This is a genomic window from Antiquaquibacter metalliresistens (genome assembly GCF_029211225.1).
GTDB lineage: Bacteria > Actinomycetota > Actinomycetes > Actinomycetales > Microbacteriaceae > Rhodoglobus > Rhodoglobus metalliresistens.
This window is the reverse complement of the sequence record NZ_JARGEM010000003.1, coordinates 443,977-467,169: the sequence shown is the minus strand read 5'-3', so window position 1 is coordinate 467,169 and position 23,193 is coordinate 443,977. Positions and strand designations below refer to the sequence as shown.

Annotated in this window: 25 protein-coding genes; 7 read left to right on the top strand and 18 right to left on the bottom strand. The window is 69.2% G+C overall.

The features are described from left to right. Nucleotides 1-99 precede the first annotated feature (99 nt). Together PYV02_RS07920 and PYV02_RS07915 are read left to right on the top strand one after the other, a co-directional pair. The gene (locus PYV02_RS07920; RefSeq protein ID WP_275757881.1) at nt 100-693 is read left to right on the top strand and encodes a DNA-binding protein; all 594 of its coding nucleotides are present in this window, start codon (nt 100-102) and stop codon (nt 691-693) included. Continuing rightward, nucleotides 690-1,226, top strand: a complete 537-nt coding sequence (locus PYV02_RS07915) for a hypothetical protein (protein WP_275757878.1) — start codon at nt 690-692, stop codon at nt 1,224-1,226. Before PYV02_RS07920 ends, PYV02_RS07915 begins: the two co-directional genes overlap by 4 nt. Nucleotides 1,227-1,242: 16 nt before the next feature. On the opposite strand, the gene PYV02_RS07910 is transcribed toward PYV02_RS07915, so the two are convergent. From PYV02_RS07910 to argC, 8 genes are all read right to left on the bottom strand, one after another. Continuing rightward, entirely contained in the window at nt 1,243-1,386 is a 144-nt protein-coding gene (locus tag PYV02_RS07910) for a hypothetical protein (protein WP_275757876.1), read from the bottom strand. After that, complete coding sequence (gene argH, locus PYV02_RS07905; RefSeq protein WP_275757874.1) at nt 1,383-2,798, bottom strand: argininosuccinate lyase; 1,416 nt, start codon at nt 2,796-2,798, stop codon at nt 1,383-1,385. The genes PYV02_RS07910 and argH overlap by 4 nt, the downstream gene beginning before the upstream one ends. 3 nt (nt 2,799-2,801) lie before the next feature. Continuing rightward, the gene (locus tag PYV02_RS07900) at nt 2,802-3,998 is read right to left on the bottom strand and encodes an argininosuccinate synthase (protein WP_275757872.1); all 1,197 of its coding nucleotides are present in this window, start codon (nt 3,996-3,998) and stop codon (nt 2,802-2,804) included. Nucleotides 3,999-4,062: 64 nt separating this feature from the next. Further along, nucleotides 4,063-4,986, bottom strand: a complete 924-nt coding sequence (gene argF, locus PYV02_RS07895) for an ornithine carbamoyltransferase (protein WP_275757870.1) — start codon at nt 4,984-4,986, stop codon at nt 4,063-4,065. Then, complete coding sequence (locus PYV02_RS07890) at nt 4,983-6,143, bottom strand: acetylornithine transaminase (RefSeq protein ID WP_275757868.1); 1,161 nt, start codon at nt 6,141-6,143, stop codon at nt 4,983-4,985. Before PYV02_RS07890 ends, argF begins: the two co-directional genes overlap by 4 nt. Beyond that, on the bottom strand, nt 6,140-7,015 hold the full coding sequence (gene argB / locus PYV02_RS07885) for an acetylglutamate kinase (protein WP_275757866.1): 876 nt from the start codon (nt 7,013-7,015) through the stop codon (nt 6,140-6,142). Before argB ends, PYV02_RS07890 begins: the two co-directional genes overlap by 4 nt. After that, complete coding sequence (gene argJ / locus PYV02_RS07880; protein ID WP_275757864.1) at nt 7,015-8,163, bottom strand: bifunctional glutamate N-acetyltransferase/amino-acid acetyltransferase ArgJ; 1,149 nt, start codon at nt 8,161-8,163, stop codon at nt 7,015-7,017. The genes argB and argJ overlap by 1 nt, the downstream gene beginning before the upstream one ends. Continuing rightward, the gene (gene argC, locus PYV02_RS07875; protein WP_275757862.1) at nt 8,160-9,206 is read right to left on the bottom strand and encodes an N-acetyl-gamma-glutamyl-phosphate reductase; all 1,047 of its coding nucleotides are present in this window, start codon (nt 9,204-9,206) and stop codon (nt 8,160-8,162) included. Before argC ends, argJ begins: the two co-directional genes overlap by 4 nt. A gap of 263 nt (nt 9,207-9,469) precedes the next feature. On the opposite strand from argC, the gene PYV02_RS07870 reads away from it, so the two are divergent. After that, a complete protein-coding gene (locus PYV02_RS07870; RefSeq protein WP_275757861.1) occupies nt 9,470-10,024 on the top strand; it encodes a DUF937 domain-containing protein in 555 nt (184 codons plus the stop codon). Between the two features lie 211 nt (nt 10,025-10,235). Here the strand turns inward: PYV02_RS07870 and pheT are convergent, their stop codons facing one another. The 10 genes from pheT to infC all read right to left on the bottom strand — a co-directional run bounded on the left by pheT (nt 10,236) and on the right by infC (nt 19,347). Beyond that, on the bottom strand, nt 10,236-12,734 hold the full coding sequence (gene pheT, locus PYV02_RS07865) for a phenylalanine--tRNA ligase subunit beta (protein ID WP_275757859.1): 2,499 nt from the start codon (nt 12,732-12,734) through the stop codon (nt 10,236-10,238). Further along, nucleotides 12,734-13,771, bottom strand: a complete 1,038-nt coding sequence (pheS, locus tag PYV02_RS07860; RefSeq protein WP_275757857.1) for a phenylalanine--tRNA ligase subunit alpha — start codon at nt 13,769-13,771, stop codon at nt 12,734-12,736. The genes pheT and pheS overlap by 1 nt, the downstream gene beginning before the upstream one ends. A gap of 11 nt (nt 13,772-13,782) precedes the next feature. Beyond that, nucleotides 13,783-14,760 carry an amino acid ABC transporter permease gene (locus PYV02_RS07855; RefSeq protein ID WP_275757855.1) on the bottom strand — a complete coding sequence of 326 codons (978 nt, stop codon included), beginning with the start codon at nt 14,758-14,760 and terminating at the stop codon, nt 13,783-13,785. Then, nucleotides 14,757-15,404 (bottom strand): amino acid ABC transporter permease, encoded by a 648-nt coding sequence (locus PYV02_RS07850; protein ID WP_275757853.1) that lies wholly within the window; start codon nt 15,402-15,404, stop codon nt 14,757-14,759. Before PYV02_RS07850 ends, PYV02_RS07855 begins: the two co-directional genes overlap by 4 nt. Before the next feature lie 104 nt (nt 15,405-15,508). After that, entirely contained in the window at nt 15,509-16,240 is a 732-nt protein-coding gene (locus PYV02_RS07845) for a glutamate ABC transporter substrate-binding protein (RefSeq protein WP_338056610.1), read from the bottom strand. A 176-nt stretch (nt 16,241-16,416) separates the two neighbouring features. Further along, nucleotides 16,417-17,154 carry an amino acid ABC transporter ATP-binding protein gene (locus tag PYV02_RS07840; RefSeq protein WP_275757851.1) on the bottom strand — a complete coding sequence of 246 codons (738 nt, stop codon included), beginning with the start codon at nt 17,152-17,154 and terminating at the stop codon, nt 16,417-16,419. 70 nt (nt 17,155-17,224) lie between these two features. After that, the gene (locus PYV02_RS07835) at nt 17,225-18,025 is read right to left on the bottom strand and encodes a TrmH family RNA methyltransferase (RefSeq protein ID WP_275757849.1); all 801 of its coding nucleotides are present in this window, start codon (nt 18,023-18,025) and stop codon (nt 17,225-17,227) included. 42 nt (nt 18,026-18,067) lie between these two features. Then, complete coding sequence (gene rplT, locus PYV02_RS07830) at nt 18,068-18,448, bottom strand: 50S ribosomal protein L20 (RefSeq protein WP_275757847.1); 381 nt, start codon at nt 18,446-18,448, stop codon at nt 18,068-18,070. Nucleotides 18,449-18,479: 31 nt separating this feature from the next. Beyond that, nucleotides 18,480-18,674, bottom strand: a complete 195-nt coding sequence (gene rpmI, locus PYV02_RS07825; RefSeq protein ID WP_275757845.1) for a 50S ribosomal protein L35 — start codon at nt 18,672-18,674, stop codon at nt 18,480-18,482. Then, entirely contained in the window at nt 18,667-19,347 is a 681-nt protein-coding gene (gene infC, locus PYV02_RS07820; protein WP_420833600.1) for a translation initiation factor IF-3, read from the bottom strand. The genes rpmI and infC overlap by 8 nt, the downstream gene beginning before the upstream one ends. Nucleotides 19,348-19,541: 194 nt before the next feature. On the opposite strand from infC, the gene PYV02_RS07815 reads away from it, so the two are divergent. The 4 genes from PYV02_RS07815 (at nt 19,542) to PYV02_RS07800 (ending at nt 23,177) form a co-directional block, all read left to right on the top strand. Next, nucleotides 19,542-19,892, top strand: coding sequence for a DUF1844 domain-containing protein (locus PYV02_RS07815; RefSeq protein WP_275757843.1), 351 nt, complete (start codon nt 19,542-19,544; stop codon nt 19,890-19,892). Between the two features lie 62 nt (nt 19,893-19,954). Beyond that, a complete protein-coding gene (locus tag PYV02_RS07810) occupies nt 19,955-20,614 on the top strand; it encodes a response regulator (protein ID WP_275757966.1) in 660 nt (219 codons plus the stop codon). Then, nucleotides 20,611-22,362, top strand: a complete 1,752-nt coding sequence (locus PYV02_RS07805) for a sensor histidine kinase (protein WP_275757841.1) — start codon at nt 20,611-20,613, stop codon at nt 22,360-22,362. Before PYV02_RS07810 ends, PYV02_RS07805 begins: the two co-directional genes overlap by 4 nt. Before the next feature lie 137 nt (nt 22,363-22,499). Next, on the top strand, nt 22,500-23,177 hold the full coding sequence (locus PYV02_RS07800) for a GAP family protein (protein WP_275757839.1): 678 nt from the start codon (nt 22,500-22,502) through the stop codon (nt 23,175-23,177). Nucleotides 23,178-23,193: the final 16 nt, after the last annotated feature.

Sequence of the window (23,193 nt, the reverse complement as noted above, 5' to 3'; positions counted from 1 at the left end):
TCCCGGGTAACGGCAAGCCGCCTGCCTTGACTTCTCTGAATCAAGTCCTTAGCCTTGATCTACAAGGAATCAAGTTTCCAGCCTTGAGATGGGATCCGGATGTTCGTCGTCACCGCAGACCAGATCAACAGCCGCCACAGCGTGGATGCCGTTGCCGAGGTCATCGAAGGCCTCAGCGCAGAACTCGGCGAGGGTCTCACCCTCCCCCCGGACCGCAGCGCGGGCGACGAAGTGCAGCTGCTGACCGCCGACGCATCGACGGCGCTGCGAGCCCTGCTGCTGCTCACCCGCACCAGGCGATTCAGCGTGGGCCTCGGGGTCGGAGCGGTGCGCCGCCCACTCGGGAACAGCATCCGCGAATCCACGGGTGAGGCGTTCATCGCCGCACGGACCGCCGTGGGACGAGCCAAGGGCAAGCCGAGCCGATTCGCAGTCGAGGGCGCCGAATCGGCCGCGGACGTCGAGGCGCTGGTCGACCTGCTGCTGCTGCTTCGCAACCGACGCACCGAGGAGGGCTGGCAGCTCTACGACCTGCGGGTGGCCGGGCTCACGCAGGCCGAGGCGGCGAAGCGCTTGGCGATCTCGCCGCAGGCGGCCAGCGATCGGGCCCGCGCCGCCGATCTGAAGGCTGAGTTCGCCGCGACGGCGCCCCTGGCTAGGCTCGTAGCCAGGCTCGGGGAGGAGACGTCATGACCATCGCAGTGATCGTCGCCATCGCTGCGACGCTCGCCCTGGTGATCGTCGCCCTGGTCACGAACCGGCAGTGGTTCGTGCTGCCCGCGGTGGCCGTCGTCGCCGTCGTGATCGTGCTGTCGCTCGCGCTGCCGTTCCGCGCCGAGGGCGCATGGCTGTCGATCGCCGTCGCCATCGGTCTGGCCGGCCTCGGTGTGCTCGGCGGCAGCCCCATCGTGGGTCTCGTGCTGCGGTTCGCGCAGGGCGGCGTCGAGCTCGGCGACCACGGCGGCATCGTGGTGGACGACAGCCGCACGACGCGCAAGGAGATTCTGCGGGGCGGGGCGACCATCGGCATCCTGGAACGCCTGGCCCTGATCGGCGCGGTCGTCGCCGGCCAGGCCGCCGCGATCGCGATCATCGTGGCCGTCAAGGGCCTCGGGCGCTTCTCAGAGCTCGACGACAGTCAGGCGCGCGAGCGATTCATCATCGGCACGCTCACCAGCCTGATCTGGGCCGGGGCGTGCGCCGCGGCGATCATGCTCGCCGCCTGAACGCCGGAACAGCGGGCTAGAACAGACTGAACCCGTTCGCGAAGGCGAACCCGAGCGCGACCACGATGATCAGCACCGCGACGACGATCACGATCGTCTGCCCGCGCTTGGTCATGCCACGACGCCACCAGCCCGGGTCCTGATCCTTCTGCAACGTCATGTCGTGCTCCTTGTCGTGAGGCTACGGATGCGAGCGGTCAACTCCGCGCGCTGCTCGGCGACCCGCACCGGCGCTGTACCGCCCACCCCGTCGCGGGAGGCGACGGAGCCTTCCACGGTGAGCACATCCCGCACCTCGGCGCTCAGCAGCGGCGACACCGCCCGGTACTGCTCGTCGGTGGGCTCGTGCAGTTCGAGTCCGTGCTCCTCGCAGAACCGCACGAGCGCGCCGGAGATCTCGTGCGCCTCGCGGAACGGCACGTGGCGGCGCACGAGCCAGTCGGCGACGTCGGTGGCGAGCGAGAAACCCTGCGGAGCCAGCTCGGCCATGCGGTCGGTATCGAAGCGCAGCGTCGCGACCATGCCGGTGAAGGCGGGCAGCAGCACCTCCAGCGTCTCGACGGAATCGAAGACGGGCTCCTTGTCCTCCTGCAGATCGCGGTTGTAGGCCAGGGGCAGACCCTTGAGCGTCGCGAGCAGACCCGTGAGGTTGCCGATCAGGCGGCCGGACTTGCCCCGCGCGAGCTCGGCGATGTCCGGGTTCTTCTTCTGCGGCATGATCGACGATCCGGTCGAATACCCGTCGTCGAGCCGCACGAACCCGAACTCGCGCGTGTTCCAGAGGATGATCTCCTCGGCGAAGCGCGAGAGGTCGACGCCGAGCTGCGCGGCGATGAAGGCGAACTCGGCCACGACATCCCGACTCGCGGTCGCGTCGATGGAGTTCTCGCTCGGCCCGCTGAGCCCGAGCTCGGCGGCCACCAGGCGCGGGTCCAGCCCCAGGCTCGACCCGGCGAGCGCGCCCGCGCCGTAGGGCGAGGTGGATGCCCGCACCCGCCAGTCCCGCAGGCGCTCCAGATCCCGTACCAACGGCCAGGCGTGCGCCAACAGGTGATGGGCCAGCAGCACCGGCTGCGCATGCTGCAGGTGCGTGCGGCCGGGCATGATCGCTCGCTCGTGCTTCTCGGCCTGGGCCGCGATCGCGTCGACGAGATCGACCACGAGATCGCCGATCACCGCGGCGTGGTCGAGCAGGTAGAGCCGGATGAGGGTGGCGATCTGGTCGTTGCGGCTGCGGCCGGCGCGCAGCTTGCCTCCGAGCTCCGCACCGGCGAGCTCGATGAGCTGGCGCTCGAGGGATCCGTGCACATCCTCGTCGGAATCGAGCGGCTGCAGCGTGCCCTCCGCGAGTCGGCCCTCGAGGGTGCGCAGCGCATCCGTCATCGCCTCGAGCTCCTCGGGCGTGAGGTAGCCGGCGGCCGCGAGCGCGGCGGCGTGCGCCCGCGATCCCGCGAGGTCGTAGCCGGCGAGCTGCCAGTCGAAGTGCGTCGACCGGCTCAGGCGCGCGAGCTCGGGCGACGGTCCGCTCGCGAAGCGTGCGCCCCAGAGCGAGCCTTCGCCGGTCTTCGCCACGGTCTAGCCCTTGAGGTCTCGACGGGCCGAGATCTTGGAGGGCAGCGACCAGATCTCGATGAAGCCCTTCGACAGCGACTGGTCGAACGTGTCACCGGTGTCGTAGGTGGCCAGCGAGAAGTCGTACAGGCTCTCCTCGCTCTTCTGCCCCGTAACGGTCGCCCGGCCGCCCTGCAGCTGCAGACGGATGTGGCCGCTGACGTGCTCCTGCGTGTGATCGATGAACACGTCGAGGCTGCGCTTGAGCCCCGAGAACCACAGTCCGTCGTAGACGAGGTTCGCCCACTCGGATTCGACCCCGCGCTTGTAGCGGTTGACGTCGCGCTCGAGGGTGAGCGACTCGAGCGCCTCGTGCGCGGCGATCAGGGCGATCGCGCCGGGGGCCTCGTAGACCTCGCGGCTCTTGATGCCGACGAGCCGGTCCTCGACGACGTCGATGCGACCCACGCCGTGCTTGCCCGCGTAGGCGTTCATCACCTCGACGATGGCCAGCGGCGAGTACGGCACGCCGTTGACGTGCGTGGGGATGCCCTTCTCGAACGTGAGCAGCAGCTCGTCGGCCGGGCGCGAGATGCTCGGGTCTTCGGTGTACTCGTAGAGGTCCTCGATGGGCGCGTTCCACGGGTCCTCGAGGAAGCCGGTCTCCACGGCGCGGCCCCAGACGTTCTTGTCGATCGAGTACGGGTTCTTCGCGCTCTGCCGGATCGGCAGGTTGTGCTCCTCGGCGTAGACGATCGCCTTGTCGCGCGTGAGCGCGAGATCCCGCACCGGCGCGATGCTCGTGAGCTCCGGCGCGAGGGCGGCGACGGCCGCCTCGAAGCGCACCTGGTCGTTGCCCTTGCCGGTGCATCCGTGCGCGACGCTGTCGGCGCCGAGCTCGAGCGCGACCCGCGCGAGGTGCTTGGAGATGAGCGGGCGGCTGAGCGCCGAGACGAGCGGGTAGCGCTTCTGGTAGAGCGCGTTGGCCTTGAGTGCGGGCATGAGGTAGTCGCTCGCGAACTCCTCCTTCGCGTCGACGACGATGGACTCCACGGCGCCGCAGTCGAGCGCGCGCTGGCGGATGTCCTCCATGTCCTCGCCGCCCTGGCCGACGTCGACCGCGAGGGCCACGACCTCCTTGCCGGTGGCATCCTTCAACCAGCCGATGCCGACCGAGGTGTCGAGTCCACCCGAGTAGGCGAGGACGACGCGTTCTGACATGTGAGTTGCTCCTTGGGTTCGGTTCTCAGTCTAGGGATGGGTCTCGACGGGCTCGACCAGTGGATCAGGGCTGCGCGAGTAGCCAGGTGAGCAGGGCCTTCTGGGCGTGCAGGCGGTTCTCCGCCTCATCCCAGATCACCGATTGCGCTCCGTCGATGACCTCGCTCGTCACCTCGTAGCCGCGGTCGGCCGGCAGGCAGTGCAAGAAGATGGCGTCGGGCTTGGCCAGCGCCATCATGTCCGCGTCGACCTTGTACGACGACAGGGATGCCACGCGCGCCGCCTTCTCCTCCTCCTTACCCATCGACACCCAGGTGTCGGTCACGACGACATCCGCTCCCGCGGTCGCCTCGTACTGGTCGGTGAAGAGCGTCACGGATCCGCCGGTCTGCACGGCGACGGCGTCCGCGTCCGCGACGACCTGCGGGTCGGGCATGTAGCCCTCGGGGCACGCGACGCGCACGTGCATGCCGGCCGTCGCGCCCGCGAGCAGGTAGGAGTGCGCCATGTTGTCGCCGCCGTCGCCGAGGAAGGTCACGGTGAGACCGGCGAGCGTTCCCTTGTGCTCGCGGATGGTCAGCAGGTCGGCGAGCAGCTGGCACGGGTGGAACTCGTCGCTCAGCGCGTTGATCACCGGCACGGTCGTCTCGGCGGCCATCTCGACGAGACCGGCCTGACCGTAGGTGCGCCACACGATCGCCGCGACCTGGCGCTCGAGCACGCGCGCGGTGTCGGACGGGCTCTCCTTGCCGCCGAGCTGGCTCGACGCCGTCGAGATGATCAGCGGCTGGCCGCCGAGATCGGCGATGCCGACCGCGAACGAGACGCGGGTGCGCGTGGAGGACTTGTCGAAGATCACCGCGACGGTCTGCGGGCCCGCGAGCGGCTTGCTCCCCCAGCGGTCGGCCTTCATCCGCTCGGCGAGGTCGAGCACCGCCGTCTGCTCGGCCTGGGTCAGATCGTCGTCGCGCAGAAAGTGCCGGGTCATGCGTTCGCCTCCAGGGCTCGGGTGAATCGCTCGACGAACTCCGCGATCTCGTCGTCACCGATGATCAGCGGCGGGGCCAGTCGGATCGAGGTGTCGTTGGGCGCGTTGATGATCAGGCCGTCGGCGAGTGCTGACGCCACGACCGCGTTCGCGACGGGTGCGGCGAGGCCGACGCCGATGAGCAGCCCCTCCCCGCGCACCTCGGTCACGAGCGGCAGTGAGGTGATCGCCTCGCGCAGTTGCGCGCCGCGCGTTGCCGCGTTCTGCACCAGGCCGGCGCGCTCGATCTCGGCGAGCACGGCGTCGGCGGTCGCGGTGGCGAGCGGATTGCCGCCGAAGGTCGAGCCGTGCTGGCCAGGGGTGAGCAGGTCGGATGCCGCGCCGAAGGTCACGAGCGCCCCGATCGGCACTCCCCCGCCGATGCCCTTCGCGAGCGCGATCGCGTCCGGCACGATGCCGTGTCGTTGGAACGCGAACCAGGAGCCGGTGCGCCCAGCCCCGGTCTGGATCTCGTCGAGGATCAGCAGCACGCCGTGCTTGGCGGTGAACTCCCGCGCCGCGACGAGGTAGCCCTCGGGGAGGTCGATCACCCCCGCCTCACCCTTGATGGGCTCGACGAAGAGGGCCGCGACATCCGGGCCGATCGCGCGCTCGAGCGCGTCGATGGTCGAGTCGATGTGATCGACGTTGGGCAGCAGCGGCTCGAAGGGCTCACGCAGCACGGCCTTGCCCGTGAGCGAGAGCGAGCCCATGGTGCGGCCGTGGAACGAGTTCTGGAGCGCGAGGATGCGCGGACGTCCGGTGCGGCGGGCGAGCTTGATCGCGGCCTCGATCGCCTCGGCGCCGGAGTTGCCGAAGAACACGCGACCGGTGTCGCCCGCGCCCGTCAGGCGCAGCAGCCGCTCGGCGAGCGCCAACTGCGGAGCGCTGGCGAACAGGTTCGAGACGTGCGCGACCGAGGAGGCCTGGGCGGTCAGCGCCCCGACGAACACCGGATGGGCGTGGCCGAGGGAGTTGACCGCGATGCCCCCGAGAAAGTCGAGGTAGCGCTTGCCGGTCTCGTCCCACACCACCGCGCCCTCGCCGCGCACCAACTGCGCCGGTGGCACCGCGAAGGTGCGCATCATCGTGTCCGCGTAGTCGTCGCGCCAGGTCATTCCGGAACCACCTCCGTGCCGATGCCGCCTCGAGTGAAGATCTCCAACAGGATCGAGTGCGGCACCCGACCATCGATCACCGCGGCGGTCGGCACGCCGGCGCGCACCGCATCCAGGCACGCCGTCATCTTGGGGATCATGCCGGACTCCAGACTCGGCAGCAGCGCCGCCAGTTCGTCGACGGCGATCACCGAGATGAGCGAATCGCGGTCCGGCCAGTCGCGGTAGAGGCCGGCGACATCCGTGAGCACGACGAGTTTTGCCGCCTTCACGGCGATCGCCAGGGATGCCGCGGCCGAGTCGGCGTTCACGTTCAGCAGGCTGTCCGGCCCGTTCGCCACCGTGGAGACCACGGGGATGCCGCCGACGTCGAGCACCTGCAGCACCCGAGTGGGATCGACCGCGGTGACCTCGCCGACGAGCCCGAGGTCGACGACCTCGCCGTCGATGATGGTACTGCGGCGCTCACCGGTGAACAGCCCGCCCTCGTCGCCGGAGATGCCCTCCGCGATCGCTCCGTGCTCGTTGATCAGCCCGACGAGCTCGCCGCCCACCTGCTCGGCGAGCACCTGACGCACCACCCCGATCGATTCCTCGGTGGTCACGCGATACCCGCCCCGGAACTCGCTCGGGATGCCGCGGCGTGTCAGTTCCGCGGTGATCTGCGGTCCCCCGCCGTGCACGACCACCGGGCGCAGCCCGACCGTGCGCAGGTAGACCATGTCCTCGGCGAAGCTGCGCTTGAGCTCGTCGTCGATCATGGCGTTGCCGCCGAACTTCACCACGATCGTGGCGCCGTGATAGCGCCGCAGCCAGGGCAGGGACTCGATGAGCACGGCGGCCTTGGCCGCGGCGACGTCTTGGCTGACCATCAGCTGGAGTACGCGCTGTTCTCGTGCACGTAGTCGTGCGTGAGGTCGTTGGTGAGAATCGTGGCAGCGGCATCGCCGACCTTGAGGTCGATGAGCAGATCCACCGCGCGCGGCGTGAGGTCCACCTCGGTGCGCGGGCGGTCGGGTCCGCCCGCGTGGCAGACCCGCACCCCGTTCATGCTCACGTCGACGTCGTAGGGGTCGAACGCGGCATCCGTGGTGCCGATCGCGGCGAGCACCCGGCCCCAGTTGGGGTCGTTGCCGAAGATCGCCGCCTTGAAGAGGTTGTTCCGCGCGACGGCCCGGCCCACCTCCACGGCGTCCTCCTCGCTCGCGGCGTTCACGACCCGCACCGCGATGTCGTGGCTGGCCCCCTCCGCGTCCTGCTGCAGCTGGGTGGCGATGTCGACGCACACCTCGGTGAGCTGCGCCGTGAAGGCCTCGAGCGACGGCGCGACGCCCGAGGCTCCGGAGGCCAGCAGCGAGACCTGGTCGTTGGTGGACATGCAGCCGTCCGAGTCGAGCCGGTCGAAGCTCACGCGGGTCGCTGCCCGCAGCGCGGTATCGAGATCGGCGGCGCTCAGCACGGCGTCGGTGGTGATGACGCAGAGCATGGTCGCAAGGCCCGGCGCCAGCATCCCGGCGCCCTTGGCCATGCCGCCGATCGTGTAGCCATCGCCGGTGCGGATCGAGCGCTTGGGCTTGGAGTCGGTGGTCATGATCGCCAGGCTCGCCGCCTCGCCGTGATCGCCGAGGTCCGCGGTCGCGGCACGCACCCCGGCCAGCAGCTTGTCGAGCGGCAGCTGCTCGCCGATGAGCCCGGTCGAGCACACGAGCACGTCCCCCGCGGAGACGCCGAGCGCCTCGCCGACCGCCTCCGCCGTGGCGTGGGTGGCCTGAAAGCCCTGCGCGCCCGTGAAGCAGTTCGCGCCGCCGGAGTTGAGCACGATCGCGCTCACGGTGCCGTCGGCGATCACCTGCTTCGACCAGATGATCGGGTTGGCAAGTGCGCGGTTAGTGGTGAACACGGCCGCCGCGTGCTGCAGCGGGCCGCGGTTGACCACGAGCGCGACGTCGAGGCCGCCGCTGGCCTTGAGTCCGGCCGCGACGCCCGCGGCCTCGAATCCTGCCGCCGCCGTCACGCTCACGGTGCCACTCCATCCACGGTCAGTCCTGCGGTCTCGGGCAGACCGAGGGCGAGGTTCGCCGACTGGATCGCCGCCCCCGCCGTGCCCTTGACGAGATTGTCGAGCGCGCTGACCACCACGACCCTGCCTGCGGCCTCGTCGACCGCGAGGCCGATCAGCACCGTGTTGGCGCCCGTGGTGTCGGCGACGCGCGGAAAGGTGCCAGCGGGCAAGACGTGCACGAACGGTTCGTCAGCGTAGGCGGCCTCCCAGGCGCTGCGCACCTGGGCCTCGGTGGTGCCCGCCGCCAGACGCGCCGTCGAGGTCGCGAGGATGCCGCGGCTCATCGGCACGAGCACGGGAGTGAACGACACGCTCACGTCCACCCCGCCCGCCGCGGTCAGGTTCTGCCGGATCTCCGGATTGTGCCGGTGCACGCCGCCGACGCCGTAGGCGCTCGCGGAACCGAGCATCTCGCTGGCGAGCAGGTCGACGCGCAGGCTCTTGCCTGCGCCGGAGGGCCCCACCGCGAGCACGGCGACGATGTCGCGCGCCTCGATGACGCCCGAGTGGATGCCCGGGGCGAGCCCGAGCGTAACGGCCGTCACGTTGCATCCCGGCACCGCGATGCGCTTGGCCCCGGCCAGCACCTCGCGCTGGGTGGCGTCGCCCGCCAGCAGCAGCTCGGGCATGCCGTAGTGCCACGCGCCGAAGAACTCGCCCCCGTAGAAGGCGGCCCAGTCCGCTTCGCTCGTGAGCCGGTGGTCGGCCCCGCAGTCGACCACGAGGGTGGATTCCGGCAGGTGCTTGGTGACCTCGCCCGACTTGCCGTGCGGCAAGGCGAGGAAGACGACATCGTGACCGGCGAGGGTCTCGGGCGAGGTCTCCTGCAGAGTGAGGTGCGCAAGCGAGCGCAGGTGCGGCTGCGTCGCGATCAGCGGTTGGCCCGCGTTCTGGTTGGCGGTCACCGTGGTGACCTCGAAATCGGGATGCGCGGAGAGGAGCCGCAGAAGCTCCCCGCCGGCGTACCCGCTGGCGCCGGCGACGGCGACCGAGTAAGACATGGCTCTACCTTATTGACGAGGTGGACGAGGGACGTCGTACGGCGGCGTGCGCGCGCGACCCGTCGGGTCGTCGCGAACGTCGCCTAACGTCGCTCGTCGGTGCCGCGTCGACGCAGCACTCGGCGCAGCTCGAGGCTGTCGTCGGTGGTGCGGATGCCGGTCACGGTTTCGAGCGTAGTGCACTCCCCAGCGGCACCGCGAATCGCTACCCTGGCTGTGCACTCGGCGAATGGTTCCTGGGGGCATCGAGAAGGAGAACACCAATGGCAGACCTCAGCGGACTGATCGACCTCATTCCCGTCGGCGACATCGCGAAGCAGCTCGGCATCCCGGAGGAGGTCGCGGAGAGCGCGGTCAAGACCGCGATCCCGGCGATCATCAGCGGCATGGCCGCCAACGCCTCGGACAGCGCCGGGGCCAAGTCCCTCGAGGGTGCGCTGAGCAACCACGGCAAGAAGGTTCCGACGGGCAAGGCGAAGGTCGAGACCATCGACACCGCCGACGGCGAGAAGATCGTCAAGAACGTGTTCGGTGCCAAGACCCCCGAGGTCGAGGCCGCCGTCGCGAAGGCGAGCGCCGGGGATGTCACGAAGGACATCATCGCGAAGGTGCTGCCGATCATCGCCCCGATCGTGATCGCCTGGGTCGGCTCGCAGTTCCTCGGTCAGAAGCAGGAGCCGGCCAAGGAGACGAAGGCGGAGGCCCCGGCGTCCGACGGCGGCATCGGCGATCTGCTCGGCGGACTGCTCGGCAGCTCGCAGGGCCAGGAGATCATCGGCTCGGTGCTCGGCGGACTGCTCGGCGGCGGCAAGAAGTAGTCGTCGGCGCAGTTCGCCGGCGCGCCCGGCCCGCCGCACCGGGTCGGGCGCGCCGGGTCCGACGCACTAGCCCGACGCACTAGCCCGACGCACTAGCCCGACGCACTCCCGTTATGAAGGACCTCCTTCATAACGGGAGTGCGCACACATGACGGGGTGCGCACGCACGCAACGACGAACCGCGGGAGCATGCGACCGAAAGCAGCGCAACCTACTCGCGCAGCACCGCTCCGTACTCGCTCGCCGCGAGCGCGACCGCCGCGTGCTTCGCCTCGGTCGCCTCGGCCGCGGTGAGCGTGCGGTCGGGGGCGCGGAACCGCAACGCATAGGTCAACGACTTGCTGCCGTCCGGCACGCCGGGGCCGCGATAGTCGTCGACGAGGGTGACGTGCTCGAGCAACTCGCCGCCGCCCTGCTTGAGCAGCGCCAGCAGCTCGCCCGCGCGCACGCTGATCGGCACCACGAGCGACACGTCCTGCGTCGCGGCCGGCATCGAGGCGATGGGGGTGGCCGCGACATCCCTGGCCCCGGCAGCGACGAGCGCGTCGAGGTCCAGCTCGAGCACCGCGACGACGCGCGGCAGATCGAACTCGGCGGCCAGGGCCGGGAGCAGCTCCCCCGCCCATCCGATCGCGACGCCGTTCGTAAAGAGCTCGGCGGTGCGGCCGGGATGCAGTGCCTGATGCATGCCGGTGCGGATCTCCAGCGGCGCCGCGACCACGCTCGCCAGGTGCCGTGCCGCGTCGAGGGCGTCCGCGATGCCCGAGGGCACCGCCGGCCGACCGGGTGCGCGATCCACGGCGTCACCGAGGAACAACGCCCCGACGTGCCAGGGCTGCGGCGGGATGCTGGCGCGCAGCGCGGCGAGTGCCTCATCGCTGGGCAGCGCGTCGCCGACCGGCAGCGGACCGCTGCCGTAGGCTCGCCCGGCCTCGGGCAGGAACACCTCGCCGAGCTCGTAGACGGCCAGATCCGTGAGCCCACGGGACAGATTGCGGCGCGCGATGGCGATGAGCCCCGGGATGAGCGAGGTGCGCAACCACGCCGCCTCGGCATCCAGCGGATTGGCGATGCGCATCGCCGGCACGGTGCCCGCGTCGGCCGAGCCGAACAGGTCGTTGCTGGACTGCGGCAGGAACGGGTACGACAGCACCTCGGTCAGTCCCGCGGCGGCGAGCGACGCCGCGGTCAGCCGGCGCAGGCGCTGCTCACGGCTGAGTCCGCGCCCGGGCGGGGCGACCGGCAGCACCGAGGGGATGCGGTCGTAGCCGACGATGCGGGCGACCTCCTCGGCGAGGGTCGGCGCATCCGTCAGGTCCGGGCGCCAGCTGGGCGGGGTGACCGACCAGCCGGAGTCGGTCGCGACGACGTCGGCGCCGATCGCCTCGAGCGAGCCGGTGATCTCGTCCGCCGAGAACGGCACACCGATGAGCCCGGCGACGAAGTGCTCCGCGAGCGCGATCGGCTCGACGGCAACAGCCTGGTCGAGCACGGAGCCGAGAGGGTCGGCGGTGCCGCCGCCCAGCTCGACGAGCAGTTCCACGACGCGCGCGGCGGCGTAGGGCGCCACGCGCGGGTCGACGCCGCGCTCGAACCGACGACTGGCCTCGCTCGGCAGCTTGTGGCGGCGGGCGGAACGCGCGATCGACACCGGGTCGAAGTTGGCGGCCTCGACGAGCACGTTCGTGGAGCCGGAATCGATCTCGGTCGTCGCACCGCCCATGACGCCCGCGATGCCGATCGGCCCGGACTCGTCGGTGATGAGCAGATCCTCGGGATCGAGGGTGCGCGCCTTGTCGTCGAGGGTCGTGATCGTCTCGCCCGGACGCGCGCGACGCACGGTGATGCCGCCGGTGAGCTTGTCGAGGTCGTAGGCGTGGGTCGGCTGACCGAGCTCGAGCATCACGTAGTTCGTCACGTCGACGGCGAGCGAGATCGAGCGGATGCCGGCGAGCGCGAGCCGGGACACCATCCAGGCGGGCGTGGGCCGGCTCGGGTCCACCCCGCGCACCACCCTCGTCACGAAGACCGTGCAACCGGCGCGCCCGTGGATGGGGGCCGCGTCATCCACCACGACGGAGAAGCCGCTCGGCGCGGTCGCCGGCAGGGTGATGCGCTCCACCGGGTCTCGGAAGGTCGCGCCGGTCGAGTTCGCGTACTCGCGGGCGATGCCGCGGATCGAGAAGGCGTAGCCGCGGTCCGGGGTGACATTGACCTCCACCGCGAAGTCGTCGAGGCCGAGCAGCGCGATCGCGTCGCTGCCCACCTCGGGATCGAGCCCGAGCTCGGTCAGGCGCAGGATGCCCGAGTGCTCGTCGCCGAGACCGAGCTCGCGCGCGGAGGCGATCATGCCGTCGGAGACGTGACCGTAGGTCTTGCGCGCGGAGATCGGGAAGGGACCGGGCAGCACCGCGCCCGGCAGCGAGACCACGACCTTGTCGCCGACGACGAAGTTCGAGGCGCCGCAGACGATGCCGCGCGGCTCTGCCTCCCCCACATCCACCTGGCACCAGCGGATGGTCTTGCCGTTGGACTGCGGCTCCTCGTCGAAGGAGAGCACCTGGCCGACGACCACCGGGCCGGTGAGGTCGAACGTGTGCACGTCCTCCTCCTCGAGCCCCACCTTGACGAGCGCGGCGTGCACCTGCTCGTGGGTGACGTCGGCGGGGACATCCACGAACTCGCGGAGCCAGCTGATCGGGATGCGCATCAGACCACCATTCCGAACTGCTTCGAGAAGCGCACATCGCCCTCGACCATGTCACGCATGTCGTTCATCTCGTTGCGGAACTGCAGGGTGCGCTCGATGCCCATACCGAAGGCGAAGCCCTGATACTCGTCCGGATCGATGCCCGCCGCACGCAGCACGTTGCGGTTGACCATGCCGCAACCGCCCCACTCCACCCAGCGCGCGCCGCCCTTGGCGTTCGGCTGCCAGACATCCATCTCGGCGCTCGGCTCGGTGAACGGGAAGTAGTTGGGGCGCAGCCGGATCTGGGCGCCCTCGCCGAACATCGCGCGGGCCAGGTGCTCGAGCGTGCCGCGCAGATGCGCCATCGTCAGTCCCTTTTCGATGGCGATGCCCTCGAGCTGATGGAACACGGGGGTGTGCGTGGCGTCGAGCTCGTCCTTGCGGAACACCTTGCCCGGCGAGACCACGTAGACCGGCAGGGGCCGGTCGAGCAGCGAACGGATCTGCACCGGGCTGGTCTGCGTGCGCAGCACGAGGTGGCTCTCCACGGGCTCGATGAAGAAGGTGTCCTGCTCGCTGCGCGCCGGGTGGTCCTCGTCCATGTTGAGCGAGTCGAAGTTGAACCACTCGTTCTCGAGCTCCGGTCCCTCCGCGACTTCCCAGCCCATGGCGATGAAGACGTCGCTCATCTGCTCCATGAGCAGGGAGAGGGGATGCCGCGCGCCGGCCTTGAACCGGGACGGCACCGCCGTGACATCCACCGCCTCACTCGCGAGCCGCTCGGCCTCCTCGGCCGCAGCCAGCTCGCCCTCACGCGCGGTCAGCGCCTCGGTGACGCGGGCCCGCGCCTGACCGATGAGCTTGCCCGCGGCGGCGCGATCCTCGGCGGGGATCGACTTCAGGCTCGCATTGAACTTCGCCAGCGGCGAGGTCTCCCCCACGTGCTCGGCGCGGGCGGCCCGCAGCTCGGTCACGGTCGACGCCGACGATATCGCGGCGATCGCGGCATCCGCCGCCTCGGTCACCGCCGCTTCGGTGATAGGGGTCTCTGACACAAGGTTCGAGTTTAGTCGGGGCCGCTCGTGCCGCCCGCACCCGGCTGGTACCCGCTCGCGAAATCGGAGGTCGCACCGTGCACGTTGAGCGGCTCGCGGGCTCCCGCCATGCCTGCGCCGCCGAGTTGTGCGACGACACGCGCCGCACGCCTGGCCTGCATCCCGCCTCCGCGCCCCGCGGCGGTGCGACGGGCGACGAAGCGCGCGATCCACGACAGGAGCAGGTTCACGCCGAGGTACACGCCCCACACCACGAAGAACAGGGTGAAGAGATACTTCGCTCCGAAGGTGGTCGGACCTTGCCGCAGCCCGATGTTGAGCAACTCCTGGTAGCCGATGATAAAGGCAAGCGAGGTGTCCTTCAGCAGCACGATGAGCTGGGCGATGATGATCGGCAGCATCTGCCGGAATGCCTGCGGATACTCGATCTCGAATCGCACCTGCAGCGGCGTGAGCCCGACCGCGAGTCCTGACTCACGCTGTCCCCTCGGCAGCGACGCGATGCCGGCGCGCAGCGCCTCGCCGATGACCGCGCCGTTGTAGAGCGCGAGCGCGCCGACGCCCGCGGCGAATGCACCAGACGAGAACACCAACAGGATGAACAGCATCATCAGCAGCACCGGCATGCCGCGCAGGAACTCGACCACCACCGTCGCTGGCACCCGGACGACGGTCGAGCGAGCGGTGCGGGCCATCGACAGCACGACGCCGATCACCAGGGCGAGCACCGCCGCGACGCCCGCCATCTGCAGGGTCGCCGAGAGCCCGCGCCAGATCGAGCGCCACAGTGCGACATCGAGCAGGATGTCCCAACGGCTGGGATCGAAGATGCCCGGTTGCGGCACGCCAGCGGCGTTGAGCCGCGGCATCGCGAGGAACACCACGATCGCGATCAGGCCGGCGGCGATCACCGTGCCGCCGACGATCGAGAAGATGAGGGAGAGCCGGCGGGTTCGCGGCCCGGGCACGTCGTAGAGCACGTTCGTCATCGCAGCACCCGCACCCGTCGTTCGAGGGCGTTCGCGGCCTGACCGAGCGGCACGGTGATCACGAGGTAGAACACCGCGACGGCAACCAGGATCGGGATCGTCGCCTGCCCGTTCAGCTGGATGACCTGTCGTGAGACTGCGACCAGCTCGAACACCGCGAAGCCCGCGGCGACGGAGGTGTTCTTGGTCAGCGCGATGAGCACGTTGATGAGGGGCGGCACGACCATACGGATCGCCTGCGGCAGCACGATGAGACCGAGGGTCTGGCCGAATCGCAGCCCGATCGCGCGCGCGGCCTCGGCCTGCCCGACCGGCACGCCGTTGATGCCGGAGCGCACCGCCTCCGCCACGAACGGCGAGGTGTAGAGCGTGAGTCCGATCGTGGCGGCGAGGACGTAGTCCAGGCGGATGCCGAGTTGCGGCAGCACGAACGCGCAGAAGAAGAGCACGAGCGTCAACGGCGTGTTCCTCAGAATCTCCGTGTACGCCGTTGCGAAGCCGCGCAACGCGGGGACCGGTGAGATGCGCAAGGCAGCGACGACCGTGCCGATGACGAGCGCCCCGGCGCCCGAGACGACCAGCAGGCGCAGCGTCACGAGGAAGGCGTCGACGAACCGGGGGAAGTTCTCGATGATGACATCCACCTGCGCTCCTCTCCCTCCTTCAGTTCAGCCCCACCGCGCCGAGGGGCCGCAACATGCCGCCTGGCGCACGCCGTGCGCGGCGCGTCGCGACCCCTCGTCGATGCTCAGTAACGGTCGACCGTCGGCGGGTCGGGAAGCGGCAGCACCGTTCCGGCGGTCGATTCCCAGGCGGCGGCCCAACTGCCGTCCGCGAAGGCCTCCTCGAGCACGTCGTTGATGAACATGCGGAAGTCGGTGTCGTCCTTGGCGAGGCCGATGCCGTAGGGCTCTTCGGTGAACGGGTTGCCCACCACCTCGAACTCACCGCCGCTGTTCGCGGCGAGACCGGCGAGGATGACATTGTCCGTCGTGAGCGCTACCACCTGGCCGGAGCTGACCAGCGGCAAGCACTCCGAGTAGCCCGCGAGCGAGGTCACCTGGTCGGTGTACTCCATGATGTTGGTCTCCGAGGTCGAACCGGCGACCGTGCACACCGGCTTGCCCGCGAGATCCTCCGGTCCCGTGATGCCCTCGGGGTTTCCCGCGAGCACCAGGATGTCCTGCCCGGCGTTGTAGTACGGCCCGGCGAAGGAGATGACCTCCTTGCGGGCATCGTTGATCGTGTACGTCGCGACCACGATGTCCACCTCACCGGACTGGATGAACGGCTCCCGGTTCGACGAGACGGTCTCGGTCCAGGTGATCCCGGACTCCGGGATGCCGAGCTTCGCAGCGATGATCTTGGCGATCTCGACGTCGAAACCCTGCGGGTTGCCGCTGGCGTCGACCTGACCGAAGAGCGGCTGGTCGAACTTCGTACCCACGGTGATGGCACCGGCCTCGTTGAGCCGGGCCATGGTCGTGCCGGCCTCGAACTCGCCTCCTCGACGGGCGCCGACTCCTCCGGAGCGGGCGCTCCCGAATCGACGCACCCGGTGAGGGCGAGCATGCCGGCAGCCGCGATGGCTGAGATCATCAGAGGTCTCGTGAATCTCATTCGTTCTCTCCTTGCGCTGTGCTTCTCCCCCACCGGTCAGTGGGTGAGGACCTTCGAGAGGAAGTCCTTCGCTCTCGGGCTCTGGGGGTCGGTGAAGAACGCCTCGGGCGTCGCCTCTTCGACGATCTCGCCGTCGGCAATGAACAGCACCCGGTCGGCGGCCTTGCGGGCGAAGCCCATCTCGTGGGTGACGACGACCATCGTCATGCCGTCGGCGGCGAGTCCCACCATGACGTCGAGCACTTCGTTGATCATCTCGGGGTCGAGCGCCGAGGTCGGCTCGTCGAAGAGCATGATCTTGGGATCCATGGCGAGGGCGCGAGCGATCGCCACGCGCTGCTGCTGCCCGCCGGAGAGCTGGGCCGGCATCTTCGCCGCCTGATTCGCGACGCCGACCCGGTCGAGGATCTCCATCGCACGCCGATCGGCCTCGGCTCGCGAGCGCTTGCGCACCTTCACCTGGCCGAGGGTGACGTTCTGCAGCACGGTCTTGTGTGCGAACAGGTTGAAGGACTGGAACACCATGCCGACATCGGCGCGCAACCGCGCGAGGGCGGCGCCCTCCGCAGGCAGCGGCTTGCCCTCGATCGTGATGGTGCCGTCATCGATGGTCTCGAGCCGATTGATGGCCCGGCACAACGTCGACTTGCCCGAACCGCTCGGCCCGATGACGACGACGACCTCGCCGCTGCCGACGGCCGTCGTGATGTCCTTCAAGACGTGCAATTGCCCGAAGTGCTTGTTCACGTGATCGATGACGACAAGCGCTTCCATCTGCCCACACAAGCACACCCCCGAACGGGGGTCAACGCATCGCCCAAGCCGTTACGTGCCCGTAACGCGATCAGGAGCGCTGCGCGAAGGCGCTTTCGTACAGGCACACCGAGGCGGCCGTCGCCAGATTCATGGACTCGGCGTGCCCGTAGATGGGCACGGTGATCACCCAGTCCGCAAGCGCCGAGTGCTCGTCCGCCAGCCCTCGAGCCTCGTTGCCGAACAGCCAGGCCGTCGGGGCGGCGAGGGCCCCGGCCTTGCGTGCAGCAAGCAGATCCTCGCCCTTGATGTCCGCGGCGATCACCTGCAGGCCGGTGGACTTCGCGAGCGTCACCACTTCGTCCAGGTCCGCACCGACCGCCACCGGGAGGTGGAACAGCGAGCCCGTCGTGGCCCGGACGACCTTGGGGTTGTAGGGGTCGACGCTGCGCCCGGTGAGGATCACGGCGTCCGCACCCGCGGCATCCGCGGCCCGGATGATGGTGCCCGCGTTCCCGGGATCCCGCACCTCCTCGAGGATCGCGATCAGCTTCGGTTCGGCGGCGAGGATGTCCTTGAACGATGTCGGGAACTGGCGGCAGACCGCGACGATCCCCTGCGGCGTGACGGTGTCGGCCATCGCATCGACGACTGCCTCGGTGACGAACTCGACCTCGAGTCCGGCCTCCGCGGCGGCGGCGCGCAACCCGGAGTGCCGCTCGAGCGCGGTCGGAGTCGCGAAGAGGTCGACCAGCAGCTCCGGACGGTAGGCGAGCGCCTCCGACACCGCTTGCGGGCCCTCCAACAGAAAGAGCCCGGTCTGCGACCGGGCGTCTCTCTTGGCCAGTTTCGCCACCGCGCGGACGCGGGGCGAACGTGGATTGTCGATCACGCGACCCAGTTTACGTGGGCCGAGTGAACGGCAGGTTGCGTGCTACGCGGCCGGCGCGTTCACGTCCTTCGGCAGCGCCGCCTTCGCGGTCTTCACGATCGCCGCGAAGGTCGCGGGCTCGGTGACCGCGAGGTCTGCCAGGATGCGACGGTCGACCTCGATGCCCGCCAGGTTGAGGCCCTGGATGAAGCGGTTGTAGGTGAGGCCGTTGGCGCGGGCCGCGGCGTTGATGCGCTGGATCCACAGACGACGGAAGTCGCCCTTGCGCGCACGACGGTCACGGTACGCGTAGACGAGGGAGTGGGTGACCTGCTCCTTCGCCTTGCGGTAGAGCCGCGAACGCTGTCCGCGGTAGCCGGATGCGCGCTCGAGGATGACGCGACGCTTCTTGTGGGCGTTGACGGCCCTCTTCACTCTTGCCATTGCTGTTCTTCCTGAATCCCGTTATCCCGGCCTACTTGCCGAGAAGCCTCTTGATGACCTTGGCGTCCTGCGGAGCGAGCACCTGCTCCTGGTTGAGCGAGCGCTTGCGCTTGCCGCTCTTGACCTCCAGGTTGTGGCGCATACCGGCCTGCTGCTTCATGACCTTGCCGCTCCCGGTGAGCTTGAAGCGCTTCTTGGCACCGGAGTGCGTCTTCTGCTTAGGCATCGTTCTTCTCTTTCGTGTCCTCGGCGGGGGTTTCCGCCGATGAGTTCTGGGGTGCCGCCGTACGCGGCGCCTTGTTCGCGGCCTTGCGGGCCTCGGCTTCGGCCTTGGCCGTCGCCTTCGTCTTGTGGGGTCCGATCACCATCACCATGTTGCGCCCGTCGATCGTGGGGGTCGACTCGACCGAGCCGAACTCCGAGACATCCTCAGCGAAGCGCTGCAGCAGACGCACACCCTGCTCGGGCCGGGACTGCTCGCGGCCACGGAACAGGATCATCGCCTTCACCTTGTCGCCGGCGAGGAGGAACCCCTCGGCGCGCTTGCGCTTGGTCTCGTAGTCGTGCTTGTCGATCTTCAGGCGGAACCGCACCTCCTTGAGGATCGTGTTCGCCTGGTTGCGCCGGGCTTCCTTGGCCTTCTGGGCCTCTTCGTACTTGAACTTTCCGTAGTCCATGATCTTGGCGACCGGGGGCTTGGAATTGGGTGCAACCTCGACCAGATCCAAGTCGGCCTCTTGGGCCAGGCGCAGAGCGACGTCGATGGCGACGACACCGACCTGCTCGCCGCCGGGTCCGACGAGTCGGACCTCCGGAACACGGATTCGGTCGTTAGTACGGGGATCGCTGATGCGGAGCTCCTTCAAATCGTGGATTCGTGTGCCCAGCGCGATCTGCACGCGAGCACGGCATGCACGAAAGAAGTTCTCATCCAAACACCCTGACGCTGCCGACGGATCGGCGGGGTGCTAACTACCCGGTAACCTTAAGAGGCGGTCAACAGGTGGGAGGTATCTCCACTTTCGTACCGGGACTGACGCCCCGGAGCCTGGACAAGGATAGCAGAGACCGCCCCCGAACGTAAGGAACCGCCATGCCCGACGCCCCCGGAGTCAGCGACGACGAGATCCGCGACATCTCCGAGGTGCCGGCGGTCGAACTCATCAACACCGTCGCGGTACATCTGATGAGCGCGGCGGCCGTCAAGCTCGGCCTCGCCGACAGCCCGGACGCGCGCAGCGAGATCGACCTCGACGAGGCGCGCAAGCTCATCACCGCGCTCGCGGGACTCGTCACGGCCGCCGCCCCGGAGATCAGCGACTCGCACGCACGACCGCTGCGCGACGGGCTGCGCAGCCTGCAGCTGGCGTTCCGCGAGGAGTCCGCGTTCCCGGACGCGCCGGGCGCCGGCCCCGGCGAGAAGTACACGGGCTCGGTGATCTAGACCCGCTCCACGCGCACCGTGGAGGACATGCCCTCGTGTCCTACGCTTCAGGTGTGACGGAAATGGGCAGTCGCACCGTCCTGCTGGTGGAAGACCACCCGCTCATGCGTGCGCTCATCGCCGAGTCCCTCGAGTCCGCCGGCTTCGTGGTGAGCGCGCATGCCGACGCGACATCGGCCCTCGACGCACTCGACGATGTCGATCCGGATGCCCTGGTCACCGATCTCGATCTGGGATCGCGTCCGGACGGCGCAGAGGCTGCGCTCATCGCGCGCCAGCGGGCACCGTATCTCGCCGTCGTCTACCTGAGCAACTACCCGCGGGCGGCCTCGGCACCACACTCGGTCAAGGCACTCACCGATGCCCACTTCGTCAACAAGGCGTCCCTCACCTCGGGTGCCGAGCTGGCTCGCGTGGTCGATGTCGCCCTCCGAGCAAGTCCCCGACGCCTGGGTGGCACGAGCGCCGAAACCGACGGCGAGGGAGAGCTGATGCAGTTGACCCGCACCCAGCTGGAGGTCCTGGCGCTGATCGCGCGCGGTCATTCCAACGCGGAGATCGCCCGGCGCAGTGGACGAGGACTGAGAGCGGTCGAGCGCACGATCACTCGCATCTTCGACACCCTGGGGGTCGGCTCCGACCCGACCGTGAATCCTCGAGTCGCGTCGAGCAACCGCTACATCAGTGCATTCGGCACGCCCGTCGACGACGCAGCCCCGTGAGCTTGCACCCATCGTCATCTGTCCGCGCGCTGTGGCCCGCCATCGCGGGCGGCGGCGTGTTCACGATCTGGGCGTGGCTGGCGATGGCCCCCGTCTGCGTCACCGTGCTCGGTGGCTACGATGCGGCGGCGACTGCAACAGAGCGCGTGACTGGGGTGACGATCGCCGCGACGGCCCACGGCTTCACCGGCATCCTGATCCTCATTGCCGCACTGGTCGAACGACGGATCTCCCGCCCCAACCCACGCGGTGTCTTCGCCATCGCCGCGATGGTGGTGATCGGCGCCGTTCGCCCACTGACTGTGGACGGCATGCAGATCCTCGTGGGACGGCAGGTGTTCGACGGGTCGATGTCAACACGGATCGCGACCAATGTGATCTTCACCGTGGTCTCGCTGACGCTCTGCGGTGTCGTCGTGCACGGTGTGCGGCGCTACCGCGAGGTGCAGTCGCGGCTGAGGCGAGTGGAACGGGCGCTCGACGAGGCTCGCCAGGTCGACGAACGTGATCTCGGCGCGCTCGCCCGCGATCTCCTGGCGGAGGCCGAGCGCGTCGTCGTGGCCGCCCTCGCGTCCTCAGCGACGAAACCGTTCGATGCCGACGAAGAGGCTCGAACACTGCGCGAACTCTCCAACGACGTGGTGCGTCCGCTCAGCCATCGGCTGTTCGAGCAGGAGTCCCATCCCGATGAGCGTGCGGCGTGGGATGCCCTGTCCACAAGCGCCGGCGAGAACCAGCCCCCGCCGGGGCTGGCGCTGCGTCCGAGCCCGATACCAGCCTGGCTCGCCCCCGTGCTCTACCTGGCGGTGACGCTGCCCGCGCTCGTTTCGAATGCCGGGCCGTCCACCGCGGCCGCGATGGTCGGCGCGGGCCTGCTGATCGGCGTGTTCGGCGGCATGGCCGTGGGGCGGCTGAGTCCGCGGCGGTGGGGTTTCGGGGTCTGGTTCGGTGCGATCATCCTCGGCTCCGCGGCGGTGGGCGCCGTGATTGGGCTCAGTTCGACGGTGCTCGGGAGCCTGTTGGGACACGACGGACCGTACTTCGCCGTGAACCTCATCGGCTACCCGCTCGTGGCCGCCGCGACGGCGCTCGGCAGCGCCGTGGTGCTGGGCTTGCGGGAGGCCGAGGCGAGCCTGGCTCGCGCGATCGGCGAGCGGGATCGGCACGCCGCCCACGCTCGGGGGCGACTGGTTGACGCGCGCGAACATGCCGCCCGGATTCTCCACTCCGAAGTGCAGGGCGAGCTCATAGCGACCGCGCTCAGACTCCAGCGCGGACTCGCGGGAAGCGACGACCTCGACAACAGCCGGGATCGGGTTCTCGAGATGCTCCGACGCCCGGAGGCGTCCATCTCGAGACGTCCCGCGGCGGTTCGCGAGAGCACCCTGCGGGTGGTGGCGGCCTGGCGCAGTGCGATCGACCTCGACTTCGAAGCCGCCCCGGAAGCTTGGGACCTGCTGGCCACGGACAGTGTGCGCAGCGCCGTGACCATCGACGCACTCTCCGAGGCGCTCAGCAACGTGGTGCGGCACGCAAGCGAACCGAAGGCACACGTGCGCCTGCTCGTGTCGCAGCAGACCCCAACTGAGGTGCGGTTGGTGGTGCGCTCCCCCGGAACGCTTTCGGCACCGGGCGCGGCCCCGAGCGAGCCCGGTGTCGGACTCGCCGATCTGGGCAGACGCGCCACCGTGACACTTCGCGAGCAGGACGTCGACGTCGTGTTGACCGTCACGATCCCAGCACCGTGACCGTCACCGTGTCGTAATACCCGAACATCGTCGAGCCCCGGGCATGCCAGATCGCTACCGTGAGCGCCGGGGGAATTGGGGGAACGGCAGACGTCGATGAACCCGATTCGAGCACCGAATGGGGACGGAGCCTGACCGTGGACGAGCTGATACAGCAGTTGCCCCCTCTGGCGATGGCGATCATCATCAGCCCTTTGCCGATCGCTGCCATCATCGCGGTGCTGCTGTCCCCGCGTGCGAGGCTCAATGGCATCGCCTTCACCCTCTCGGCGCTGGCGGTCATCTTCGCGGTGACCGTTGTCGCGGCCCTGACGACGCACAGCGTGGGCACGCAATCCGCCACCGGGGATGACACGGTCGTGCTCGTGCTGGGCATCGTGCTCTCGATCGGCTTCCTCATCCTCGCGGTGGTGAGTTGGCGCTCGCGTCCCGGGCCGGGGCAATCCGCGAAAGAGCCGAGCTGGTTGAGCGCGATCGATTCCATGTCGGGGCTGCAAGCCGCTGGACTCGCCGCGCTCATGGCCATCACCAACGCGAAGAACCTTCCTTTGGAGTTGAAGGCTGGAGCCCATATCGGTGCGGCCGGCCTCGGCGCTGGCGCGTCCGTGATCATCAGCCTGATCTTCGCTCTGGCCGCATCTCTTGGAATGATCGTGCCCACGGTGCTGGCGGCGAGCGGCTCCGTGAAGGTGACTCGCGCACTGCGCTCGATCAAGGTCGAACTCATCGCCCACAATGCCGTGATCATGACGGTCGTCTTCGCGCTGCTCTTCGCCGTTCAGGCGGGCAACGTGCTCCACCTCGTCCTGAAGTAGCTGGCACGCCGAAAAG